The organism is uncultured Apibacter sp., assembly GCF_946479295.1.
Classification (GTDB): domain Bacteria; phylum Bacteroidota; class Bacteroidia; order Flavobacteriales; family Weeksellaceae; genus Apibacter.
The window spans coordinates 20,926-32,835 of record NZ_CAMLFD010000013.1; the positions used below are offsets into that span (position 1 = coordinate 20,926).

At 29.9% G+C, this 11,910-nt stretch carries 10 protein-coding genes; 7 read left to right on the forward strand and 3 right to left on the reverse strand.

Translation table 11 applies throughout. The annotated features are described in order from the left end of the window. Positions 1-274: 274 nt before the first annotated feature. Positions 275-1,582, forward strand: a complete 1,308-nt coding sequence (locus Q0T35_RS08395; protein WP_295842537.1) for a hypothetical protein — start codon at positions 275-277, stop codon at positions 1,580-1,582. 144 nt (positions 1,583-1,726) lie between these two features. Here Q0T35_RS08395 and eco read toward each other — a convergent pair whose 3' ends face one another. Then, a complete protein-coding gene (eco, locus tag Q0T35_RS08400; RefSeq protein WP_295812427.1) occupies positions 1,727-2,233 on the reverse strand; it encodes a serine protease inhibitor ecotin in 507 nt (168 codons plus the stop codon). Positions 2,234-2,622: 389 nt separating this feature from the next. Here eco and Q0T35_RS08405 point away from each other — a divergent pair, with 389 nt between their 5' ends. The 6 genes from Q0T35_RS08405 to Q0T35_RS08430 all read left to right on the forward strand — a co-directional run bounded on the left by Q0T35_RS08405 (position 2,623) and on the right by Q0T35_RS08430 (position 10,884). Continuing rightward, a complete protein-coding gene (locus Q0T35_RS08405; RefSeq protein ID WP_293918441.1) occupies positions 2,623-3,054 on the forward strand; it encodes a hypothetical protein in 432 nt (143 codons plus the stop codon). Positions 3,055-3,450: 396 nt separating this feature from the next. Further along, complete coding sequence (locus Q0T35_RS08410; RefSeq protein ID WP_295842592.1) at positions 3,451-5,901, forward strand: thiamine pyrophosphate-dependent enzyme; 2,451 nt, start codon at positions 3,451-3,453, stop codon at positions 5,899-5,901. Between the two features lie 8 nt (positions 5,902-5,909). Beyond that, positions 5,910-6,989, forward strand: coding sequence for a DNA replication/repair protein RecF (gene recF, locus Q0T35_RS08415; protein ID WP_295842538.1), 1,080 nt, complete (start codon positions 5,910-5,912; stop codon positions 6,987-6,989). 175 nt (positions 6,990-7,164) lie between these two features. Further along, entirely contained in the window at positions 7,165-7,458 is a 294-nt protein-coding gene (locus Q0T35_RS08420; protein ID WP_293918444.1) for a DUF721 domain-containing protein, read from the forward strand. Positions 7,459-7,828: 370 nt separating this feature from the next. Then, entirely contained in the window at positions 7,829-10,303 is a 2,475-nt protein-coding gene (locus Q0T35_RS08425) for a M1 family aminopeptidase (RefSeq protein WP_295842539.1), read from the forward strand. Positions 10,304-10,392: 89 nt separating this feature from the next. Further along, on the forward strand, positions 10,393-10,884 hold the full coding sequence (locus Q0T35_RS08430) for a dihydrofolate reductase (RefSeq protein ID WP_295842540.1): 492 nt from the start codon (positions 10,393-10,395) through the stop codon (positions 10,882-10,884). Between the two features lies 1 nt (position 10,885). On the opposite strand, the gene Q0T35_RS08435 is transcribed toward Q0T35_RS08430, so the two are convergent. Beyond that, a complete protein-coding gene (locus Q0T35_RS08435) occupies positions 10,886-11,494 on the reverse strand; it encodes a hypothetical protein (RefSeq protein ID WP_295842541.1) in 609 nt (202 codons plus the stop codon). A 60-nt stretch (positions 11,495-11,554) separates the two neighbouring features. Beyond that, positions 11,555-11,857 carry a CD225/dispanin family protein gene (locus Q0T35_RS08440; RefSeq protein WP_295842543.1) on the reverse strand — a complete coding sequence of 101 codons (303 nt, stop codon included), beginning with the start codon at positions 11,855-11,857 and terminating at the stop codon, positions 11,555-11,557. Positions 11,858-11,910 lie beyond the last annotated feature (53 nt).

Consider the following 11,910-nt stretch of genomic DNA (forward strand, 5'->3'; position numbering starts at 1 on the left):
ATTTCTTGGTATATCTCAAAAAAATAATATAATAAAATAATAAAAAATTAATATTTTATTAAAACAAACAGCATAATCAAGTAGATATACTATTTTATTTTAAAAATAAATAATTAAATTTGAATCAAATATTATTATAATTCAATTAACACTAATATTACTCTATATGCATAATTTTATTTAAACACTTAAAAACTAAAATAAAAACCTTAAAATTATTTATATCATTAAAACACTTTTACATTAATAATCTTTTAATAAATAATCTCAATGTATGAAAACTAAATTTATTTTTTTAGGAATGCTATTAATTCCTTTATCCGTATATAGCCAAGTCGGTGTAAATACAGATAACCCCAAAGCTATCTTCCATGTAGATGGAGCCAAGGATAATCCGAAAGTGGGTGACCCTACTCCTGCTCAGCAAACCAATGATTTTGTAATTACTAATAATGGAAGTGTAGGTATAGGAACCAATACCCCAGATTCTTCTTCAATTTTTGAAATAAATGTTGACAATTTAAATCCTGGATATAAAAAAGGTTTTTTAGGCCCTCGTGTTTCTTTAATCTCATCTACTGATAGCACAACTATTCCTAAACCGGCTAAGGGCTTATTAGTTTATAATGATGGAGCAAATGATAGCTTTCCTTATACTGGTTATACAGTTTGGATAGGAAATCAATGGGTTACGTTAGATTCACGTCCACTGATTTCAGCAAGTGTAGAAAGTATTACGTGTAATTCCGTGTTGATTAATCCGAGAACATATACTTTAAATGTTCCTTATAACGGTATTATGACAGTACCTTATACAGGAGGAAACCAAGGTATATACGGAGCACAAAAAATAGGCCCGATAAATGGCTTAACAGCCACTCTTGATCCAGGACATTTGAATAAAGGAAGTGGTGTTATACAGTATAATATTACAGGTACGCCAACAAGTTCCAGTCCTAATACCACTACTTTTGAAATTAAAATTGGTGGACAAAATTGTAGTGCAAAAGTGGGTATGGGAGACGATTTAGCGGTGGGTGAAAAAATAGCTTATATTAGCCCAAATATTGATCCAAGTATAGGAGATCCTACTGGTTATTGGGGAAGTCATAAAAATTTGCCAGACTATTTTTTAAGTAAATATATTAATAATTTACCAGTCCTTGATGGAAAGATAAGGCTGGATATATATTTATTAGACAATGCTAATAAAGGTTCTGGTACAGTTACTTATAATCCTCGGCTAGTAAATATATCATCATCTCCTGTCAAAGTTTGGTATTCGACTTTAGCCAGTGCAACCATTACTTCAGGTTCAAATATAGTAATAGCTCCAAATAATTTTGCAGATTTAGATGATGGTGTGTATGGAAATGCCGGAAAAAATCAATCCTTATCGGCACCACCAACAGCAGGTATTGTAGGTACTAGCAACGATTTGGAAGTAATTATGGTACAACTAGTCGTTGATAAAAAATGGTATAGAATTTTTTATTTTGTAATAGTTGACAACAATGATACACCAGATAATGTTTCCGATAATACTAGGAATTTTTATATTCAAATAGAAAGGATATTCTAACCCCATGTAATAAAAGTGTATGTAGTAACATTTAATTTTATAATCAATAAATTGCTATTTTTATCTTAAATTATAATATTTTTTTCAAAGTAAAAAAGGATTCTTTTTTGAATTAACTAAAAAGAAATCCTTTTTTTATCTTAATTATTTTTCTGAGGCATTTTTCTCCTTACTTGCTTCCCAAATTCTATATTTAATGGTATACCCTTTAGGCGCATAAATAACGATCGGTAATTTACTATTGTAGCTGACATTTGTAGATTGTGAAGAAACAAATTTTTCAACATCATTTGAATTTGGGCATGCCATACGTGTTGAAAGAGTTTCTCCATCTGAAGAAAATTCAAAATAGGTATATCCCCATCCTTCTAATTCTTTTTCCTCTGTTTTTCCCATTAAAGTATGTTTGTTACAATCTACTTTCATTACTTTTCCCGGGATAATTTCTACTTTATATAAATTTTCATTTGTTTTTTTATCTAAAAGAATTACATGTCTGACCATACCAGTACTTGCCTCTGGAAAATTTGCTAATTCTTTTCTGGGATCATTTTCCTTCTCTTTGGGGGATGAATCTAAAGGAAATTTTGTAAATGATACTAAAATACTTCCTAACAAAATTCCTGTTAAAATTTTTCTTACTGTTTTCATCATTTTAATTTTTAAATTAATATTTTTTTATCATAAAGCACTTCTCTATAATTTTTCTTAACTAATTATTAAATTTAATTCAGTATACATTCGTTTCATTGAACTTTATCGAATATCCTAACCTAATTTCTCATAGTGCCCATATTTATAAGTAAAATGGCTTCAAATATATATGTTTTTATTAATTGATTCCAAGTGTTTTTTTTATTTATTAAGCGCTATTTTTTTTTGATTTTTTGTTCACAAATTTGCTTCTATTTGCTTATCTTAATTAGACAAGGTATTGCTTGGAAAGATTAATTATTTTATCGAAAAATTTATTCATTTCATAGTTTATTTTTATTTTTACCACATATAGTGAAATAAGCCTATTGCCATAATCAAATATTATGAAAAGATTATCCCTATTAGTACTTTTCGAGTTAGTACTTTCCATATCTATCGGATTATTACTTTCTAAAATGTCTTGGATAGGACGTATGGGAATCAATTTGTTTCGCGGAGAATATAAGATTTTAAAAGTATGGTGGAAAACAGCTTTGATAATTTTTGCTTTACAATTATTTTTTATTTTATTGCAATATATGGTTAAACGTTTATGTCACTTATCCGTATCCAGACTTATCTTTTTTTTATTTTTACTTCTAAGTTGTTTAGGTTTAGCCTACACCTATCATGATTTTTCAACTGTTTACGAACATAAAATTATGAAAGAACGTTTTCATCTAGGAGGGTATCTTTTTTGGATTGGTTTCATAGCTTCCCATTTATATTTCTTGGTTACTCCCTTTCAAAAAAACGTTCAAATAAGTGAAAATTAATATCTTTAAAATTAGCCTGATTTAATTTAAAATTATTTTATTTACCTTTCTTTTCTGGCATATAATCAAAGACTCTGTAAGTTCTGCTATACAAAAATTTATATTTTTATTTGGTTGAATATTATAACTAATCTACGTTAACTCCATCAATGAATACTATTATCTATTATTTTATTAATTATAATGGTTAACAGACTTAATTTAACTATATAATTTTTGACTTAATTTTTTAATTTCCCAATAAATTAATTCTTCAGCTTGTAAAATAAATATAATAAAAATTATGAGTATTTTTTTCAAAAAAAATTTTACCTATATAACTATTGTTCGAAAGCTTAAGTTAGAATAAAATCTGTAACTTTGTTTTTTTTTAAAAAATAGTTCGTGATTAAAGAAATAAATTCAACTGTATCAGAAGCTAGTTTAAGCTTTCAAGAATTTAAAAAAGAAGTGCTTAACGATTATCGATTGTGCTTAATCAGTCGATATAGCAGTTTGTTAGCAAGAAAGGAAGTTCTTTCTGGAAAGGCTAAATTTGCAATATTAGGAGACGGTAAAGAGCTTCCACAAATTGCGATGGCAAAAGTTTTCAAAAATGGAGATTTTCGTTCCGGATATTATCGTGATCAAACAATAGCCTTTGCGGTGGGTGAAATTACGGTTGAAAATTATTTTGCTCAGCTTTATGCTGATACAGACGAAGAAAGAGAACCGGAATCAGGTGGAAGGATGATGAATTGTCATTATGCTACCCATTTAGTAGATAATGAAGGCAATTGGAAAGTTCTTACGGAACAAAAAAATAATGCCGCAGACTTATCTCCTACTGCCGGACAAATACCTCGATTATTCGGATTGGCTTATGCTTCAAAAATTTATAGAAATTGTCCTGAACTCGAAGATAAAATTCAATTTTCACATCATGGAAATGAAATTGCTTTCGGAACCATCGGAGATGCCAGCACTTCCGAAGGACATTTTTGGGAAGCCTTGAATGCTGCTTGCGCCTTACAAATTCCTATGGTTCTCTCCATTTGGGATGATGGCTATGGAATTTCTGTAGAATCTTCTAAGCAAAGGGCAAAAGATGATTTTTCTGAACTTTTACAAGGCTTTAAACGTACCCATGATGAAAATTCCAGAGGTTGTGAAATCATCACAGCCCACGGATGGGATTATCCGGAATTGATTGAAGCTTATGCACAAGCTGAAAAATTCGCAAGAGAAAAACATATACCTGTTATTATCCATGTCTGTGAGCTCACTCAGCCTCAAGGTCACTCAAGCTCTGGTTCTCATGAAAGATATAAATCTGCTGAAAGGCTAGAATGGGAAAAGGAATATGACTGTATTAAAAAATTCAGGGAATGGATTATTGATTATGAAACTTACGATCAGATCAATAATCAGAAAATAAAGGTTGCCACTGAGGAAGAATTAACACATTTAGAAGATGAAGTTAAGCAAATGGTTAAGGAACATCAAAAAAACGAATGGAATAAGTTCCGTTCTGACATAGATGTCCTTAAAAACAATGCCTTATCTTTAATAACAGATTTAGCTGAAAATAGCGTAAAAAAAGCATTTATAAATTTAGAAAAGGAAAATTTCCTACAAATTCCTCTTCCTTACAAAAAAGACATCTTCCATTTTATACGTAAAGTTTTCCGCATAGTGCGCGAAGAAGATTCGCAAGCTAAAACTAATTTACAAAATTGGTATACGATCGTCTTTAATAAAGAAAGCGAAAATTATAATTCTAAATTATATACAGACACACAATTTTCTGCAGTACATGTCCCATATGTTCCCCCTATATTCAATGAAAATCCGGATCTGGTGGATGGCAGGATTGTTATAAGAGATAATTTTGATAAACTTTTTGAAAAATATCCGGAAATTATTGCTTTTGGCGAAGACCTTGGCAAAATTGGTGATGTCAACCAAGGATTTGAGGGGTTACAAGAAAAATATGGCTCTACAAGAATATCAGATACCGGAATTCGTGAAAGCACCATAATAGGTCAAGGAATGGGAATGGCCATGAGAGGCTTACGGCCGATTGCTGAAATACAATATTTGGACTATGTACTTTATGGAATACAAACTATGAGCGATGACTTGGCTTCTTTGAGTTACCGAACCAAAGGAAAGCAAAAGGCACCTTTGATTATCCGTACACGAGGCCACAGATTGGAAGGCATATGGCATTCTGGATCTCCTATGGGAGGAATTATTAATTACTTGAGAGGGATATATATATTGGTACCAAGAAATTTTGTACAAGCGGCTGGATTTTACAACACTATGATACAGTCGGAAGAACCGTGCTTACTTATTGAATGTTTAAACGGTTATCGATTAAAAGAACCTCTACCTTCCAATCTAGGAGAATTTACCACTCCGGTAGGAAAAATTGATATTACGCGAGAAGGTAAAGATATAACTGTAGTAACTTATGGGGCTACATGGAAAATTGTTACAGAAGCTGCTAAAGAATTAGAAGCTTTAGGTATTGATATTGAAATCATTGATATTCAATCATTAATTCCATTTGATTTAAGTCATGAAATAGTTGAAAGCCTGAAAAAAACAAACCGTTTGGTAATAGCTGATGAAGATGTATCAGGGGGAGCCAGCTCTTATATCTTGCAAAAAATACTTGAAGAGCAGAATGGATTTCAATATTTAGATTCAGCTCCGAAAACTATTACGGCTAAGGATCATAGGCCGGCTTATGGATCAGACGGAGATTATTTTTCAAAGCCTTCAGTAGATGATGTGATAGAAAAAATATACGAAATTATGCATGAAGTAAATCCAATTGAATATCCGAAAATAAGGTAGACTTATACATGTATCTAAAAAATCTTAGATTATTCAATTTCAAAAATTTTTCAGAAAAAAATTTTACTTTTTCTGAGAAAATCAATTGTTTTGTAGGAAATAACGGTGTTGGAAAAACCAATATTTTGGATGCCATTCATTATCTTTCTTTAACTAAGAGTTATTTAAATTATTCAGATCAAAACAATATTCGTTTTCATGAAGTTTTTTTTTCTCTTGAAGGAAATTTTACGGATGAAAATAATGAAGATAATATCAAGATACAAGTTCAATCAGGACATAAAAAAATAATCAAACGAAATTCAAAAACATACGATAAACTTTCCGATCATATAGGGAAATATCCTTGTGTGATGATTTCCCCTTATGATCGTAACTTAATTAGTGAGGGAAGTGAATATAGAAGAAAGTTTATGGATGGAATGATCAGCCAAATCAATCCCGATTATCTCCATCTAATTCTTAGATATCAAAAAGCTCTTGCGCAAAGAAATGCATTATTAAAATTATTTCTGGCCAATATGTATTTCGATGCTATAAGCTTAGAGATTTATGATGCCGAACTTATTGAAAACGGAACTAAAATACATCGAATACGCAATGAATTCATAAGTTCATATGTTCCTAAATTCCGCAAGTTTTATGCTTCCCTTTCGCAAGGAGAGGAAGAGGTAAGCATTCAATATATATCAAATTTGGAAGAAAAAGATATGAATAGTCTTCTAAAAGAGAATTTGAACAAAGATCGGGCAGCTGCTTATACAACAGGAGGAATTCATAAAGATGATTTGATTTTTAAGCTGTTTCAATATCCCATTAAAAAATTCGGTTCTCAAGGTCAGCAAAAGTCATTTTTAGTAGCCTTAAAATTAGCTCAACTTCAAACTATTAAAGAATATTCGTTAAAAAGTCCTGTCCTTTTGATGGATGATATTTTTGATAAACTTGATGATCACAGAGTGGCGCAATTGGTGAAATTAGCTCATGAAGAAGAATTCGGTCAAATATTTCTTTCAGATACTCATAAAGAAAGAACAGAAAAAATAGTACAGCAAATCAGTTCCGATTATCGAATTTTCGAACTTTAATCTTTCTGCAAATAGTTAATTATTTGAAATAAAACTTGGATTGATTAAAAAATATTGTTAAATTTAAAGAAATACATACCTTTTACTGTTGTTTAAAGTGACCATATATTTTATCAAATTAAAAATTGAATAAAGCGTAAAAGTTTATTTATTTAAAATTGAAAATTTAACATTAATGAGTTTAAGAAGAAAAGAACAAACATGCAATTCAGCCATTAAAAATTTGGTTAAGGCATTGGGTATGGAAGAAAAACTGCTTATTCTTGAAATGGAAGAAAAATGGAGAAATTTAATGGGGTCTATAATAGCCAATCATACCCAACGAATATTTATTGATGACCAAACTTTATATATTCAGCTGAATTCTTCAGCCTTACGACATGAGTTAAATTACAATCAAAATAAAATTTATTCTGAAATTACTAAAGATATTACGCAATCTTATTTTACTAAAATTAAATTTATATGAATTAAACTTTTAGTTTATTGAATATATATTTTAAATTACTATTAGTTTTATAAATCTTAATTCTACTTAAAAAAAATTAAAAATCAGTGTATAAGACGTTTTTATATCTAAGTATATTTAGAAAACCCATCTTATAATTTTTACTCTTATATATTCTAAGATCCTATAATTAGGAAAATCAATTTTTAAGTATTAATACTTTATTAACTTTGTTTATTAAGATAATTAATTAAATTAGCTGATATTTTTTATACTCGTATATTTATATTCTTAAAAAATCAGAATGGAAAAAATGCGTTTTTAGAATAAAAAATTAAAATTATTTCCTACACATTTTTCTTTATATATAATTAATTTTAAATAAATTTTAATGAAAAAAAGTATACTTTTATTGGTTTCTATTTTAGCCATTAATTTTACGAAAGCTCAGGATTATTCAGATTATCATCCTTCTTCAACCATGGTTAATGATTTAGTGCACACCAAATTAAAAGTAGGGTTTGATATCCCTAATGAAAAACTCTTCGGTGAAGCCTGGATAACTTTAAAGCCACACTTTTATCCAACCGATTCATTAACTTTAGATGCAAAAGGAATGGAAATTTCCGCCGTTTCTCTTACGGGTAATAAATCCTTAAAGTATTCTTACAGCGGCACTAAATTAAAAATAGCTCTGGACAAGACCTATAAAAGAAATGAAACGTATACAGTTTATATTAAATATGTTGCAATTCCGGGATCCATTAATCAAAAAGGCAGTCAAGCCATTCATGATGCCAAGGGACTTTATTTTATAAATCCTAGAGGTGAAAATAAAGAAAAACCTACACAAATTTGGACTCAAGGAGAAACCGAATCAAACAGCTGTTGGTTTCCTACTATAGATAAGCCCAATCAAAAAACTTCAGAAGAAATATATATAACTGTTCCGGATAAATATGTGACTCTATCCAACGGGGTTTTAAAAACTCAAACCAAAAATTCCGATGGTACTCGCACAGATTACTGGAAATTTGATAAAAAACATGCTCCTTATTTATTTTTTATGGGGATAGGAGAATTTTCCATAGTAAAAGACAAATGGAAAAATATTCCTGTAGATTATTATGTAGACAAAGAATATGAGCCTTATGCCAAACAAATTTTCGGAGACACTCCTTCAATGATCGAATATTTTTCAACTATTTTACAATACCCTTATCCTTGGGAAAAATACAGTCAAATGGTGGGAAGAGATTATATAAGTGGGGCAATGGAAAATACTACCTGCACGCTACATGATGAAAGTGCATTACAAAAACCCGGTCAACTTATTGATAAAAATACTTGGGAACCAGTAATAGCCCATGAATTATTCCATCATTGGTTTGGAGATCTCGCGACTACAGAAAGCTGGTCCAATCTTCCTGTTAACGAATCTTTTGCCAATTATTCCGAATATTTATGGCTGGAACATAAATATGGTAAAGACTATGCAGAAGAACATAGAGATGAGGAACGTAAAGGATATATGTATGGTGGAGAAGATTTTGAAAAAGATCTCATACGATTCCAGTATAAAGACAAAGAGGATATGTTAGATGCTGTAAGCTATAATAAGGGAGGATTGATACTTCACATGTTGCGAAACTATTTAGGAGATGACGCATTTTTTTCCGGTATGAGCGTATATCTAAAAAATAATGAATATAAAGCAACTGAAGCACATCAGCTTCGTCTCGCTTGGGAAGAAGTGAGCGGTAAAGACCTTAACTGGTTTTTTAATCAATGGTTTTTTGGAAACGGGCATCCTAAATTAAAAGTAGCCTATAATTATAATGAGTTACAAAAAACAGTTTCAGTAACTCTTACTCAAATTCAAAATCTTAAATTTCAATTCCCTTTGGATATTGATATATATGAAAACGGAAAAGCAACCCGCCATCATGTTTGGGCTAAAGCTACTGACAAGAATACATTTGAACTTCCTTATAAAACCAAGCCTCAATTAGTTAATGTAAACCCCGATCGAGTATTGCTTTGTGAATTAACTGATGATAAAACTATTGAGCAATATATAAGTCAATATAATTATGCTATTGAATACAGTTCGAGAAAAGAGGCTCTTAGCAAATTAGCTGATGCTCAAACTTCCCATACGGGAGCATTGGAAACTTTATTGAAAGCTGCTTCTTTTGATAAATTTGAAGGATTACGATCTTTTGCTATTTCAAAATTAGATGAAACCAATCCTAACGTAAAACAAAAATCGGCTTCTGTCTTAGAAAAGATTGCTACTTCGGATTCTAAAACTTTAGTTCAGGCAAATGCCATTAAACAATTAGGAAAAATAGATGCTACAAAATATAAGAATTTATTTATAAAATCTTTCAATAGTCCTTCCTATGGTGTTAAAGCTGCCTGTATACTAGCTATTTTAAAGGTAGATAAGAATGCTGCCTCAGAATTAGTAAGTAAAATTGATGATAAAAACCCAGGTAAAGATTTGTCAACAGCCATTGCTAAAACTGCAATTTATACTAAAGATAATTCTAAACTTGGAATTATTTCAAAGAGCTTTTTAGAATTATTAATTTCATCTGAATCTCAGGAAGAAGCAGATACTTATATTGAAAGTTTAAAAACTATCATGCAAGGCAACTATCCTACTGAAACACAAAATATTGTTGATGCTTTTGTAAAAGTTTACCCTCAAGCTAAAAATTATGAATTTGGTAAATTTATGCTTCAAATTATACAAGTGTCATTACAAATGAAGCAGCAGGCTTCCATTACTTCATTTCCTAATCAAAGTCTTAAAGATCAGGTAAAATACATTTCCGATGGGCTAGATAAAATGAAATAAGTAATTTATAAAATTTAATAAAAAAAGAGCAAAAATTATACTTTGCTCTTTTTTTTATATATTTAAATCTATTTTTAATTTCAATTAACATGACCATTATTGCAGCCATAGATGAAAATAATGCAATTGGAAAAGACAATCAATTACTTTGGCATTTATCAAAAGATTTAAAAAGATTTAAAAGTCTAACCCAAAATCATACTATAATTATGGGAAGAAAAACTTTCGAATCTCTAGGACGTCCTCTTCCTAATCGTATAAATGTAGTGATCTCATCGAATCCCGAATATGAGGTACCGGAAAACGTAATTCTGCTTTCTTCTTTATCAGAAGCAATGGAAACTGCTCATATAAATGATGTAAATCCCTACATTATAGGGGGAGGAACTATTTATGAACAAGCATTGGATTATGTTGATATATTGGAACTTACTTTAGTTCATACGCAAGTAAAGGATGCAGATACGTATTTTCCTAAAATCGACTTTTCAAAATGGAATAAAATTTTTGAAGAATTTCATGGTAAGGATGATAATCAACCCTATGATTTTAGCTTTTTAACATATCAAAGGAAAAAATAAATCATTTACTTTTCGTTACCGTCCAACCTTTATTTTTTTTATAACTTAAATTAAATGTTTTAGTTATAAAATTGGTATTAGGGTTTTTGTCGTAACCTAGTATTGAAAAATCTGTATTTACTTTTTTAAGAGTTATCACCGCTTTAGCTGAATGTTTACCAGTTAACTCAAATCTGGTCTGCTCCTTGTCTCCTAGTTTATATTCTAAGGATTTCAACGTTACGGTTTCTTTTTTTTGTTTAATGACATATGGACGAGCTTTATCTGTCAATTTAGCTTCATAGGTTAATACACTGTCTTTACTTAAAAATTTCTTTTTTTGTTTTACTAAATTTAAAATTAGATACCCTTTTTCTTCTAATTCTTTATATGCTTTAATATTTTTTTTATCTTTTTTAACGCTAAACTTAACTTCACCGATGGTTATATCTGCTGTTTCATATATTGGATTGGATTTGAGATATTCTTCTATCGAATTAAGAGCGACATCGTCTGACAAAGTAGCTTTATCTCCACACGCCACAATATTTAAGACTAGAATCACAAAAAAAGAAATATTCCATAAAATATTATCAAAAATTATATTCTTTCGAGTCATAACGGTTCTCATAGTTATATTAAATTAAATAAAATAATAATCAAAAATCATGCACTATATAAAAATCACAAATCAATTATGAGATTTCTGTCCGAAAATATTATAGATTGCTCCTGATAAAATGCCCATCCAAAATATAATACCTGCTATTATAGTCCATATACAAAGTAAACGAGTAATAGCAGAAGAACGCTTTGATTTTGAATACATTTTTTGTTCCCAATATTGATTTACACGTAACGAATAAAACAAAGCAAAAATTCCTACGGGTGCAAAGCAAGCAATCGAACAAATTATCGCAAATACTAAATAATTATTCGGAGCTTTATCTTTTGGAATTTCATCGTTTTCTTGATCTACAACTTCTTCGCTCATTGAATTTATTTTTTTATACAATGATAATTTACATTTTAATTATAAAACAATAG

Coding starts and splice junctions, on each gene's coding strand:
- Q0T35_RS08395 (WP_295842537.1), top strand. CDS start 275: ATGAAAACTAAATTTATTTTTTTAGGAATGCTATTAATTCCTTTATCC.
- eco (WP_295812427.1), bottom strand. CDS start 2,233: ATGAAAACAGTAAGAAAAATTTTAACAGGAATTTTGTTAGGAAGTATT.
- Q0T35_RS08405 (WP_293918441.1), top strand. CDS start 2,623: ATGAAAAGATTATCCCTATTAGTACTTTTCGAGTTAGTACTTTCCATA.
- recF (WP_295842538.1), top strand. CDS start 5,910: ATGTATCTAAAAAATCTTAGATTATTCAATTTCAAAAATTTTTCAGAA.
- Q0T35_RS08420 (WP_293918444.1), top strand. CDS start 7,165: ATGAGTTTAAGAAGAAAAGAACAAACATGCAATTCAGCCATTAAAAAT.
- Q0T35_RS08425 (WP_295842539.1), top strand. CDS start 7,829: ATGAAAAAAAGTATACTTTTATTGGTTTCTATTTTAGCCATTAATTTT.
- Q0T35_RS08430 (WP_295842540.1), top strand. CDS start 10,393: ATGACCATTATTGCAGCCATAGATGAAAATAATGCAATTGGAAAAGAC.
- Q0T35_RS08435 (WP_295842541.1), bottom strand. CDS start 11,494: ATGAGAACCGTTATGACTCGAAAGAATATAATTTTTGATAATATTTTA.
- Q0T35_RS08440 (WP_295842543.1), bottom strand. CDS start 11,857: ATGAGCGAAGAAGTTGTAGATCAAGAAAACGATGAAATTCCAAAAGAT.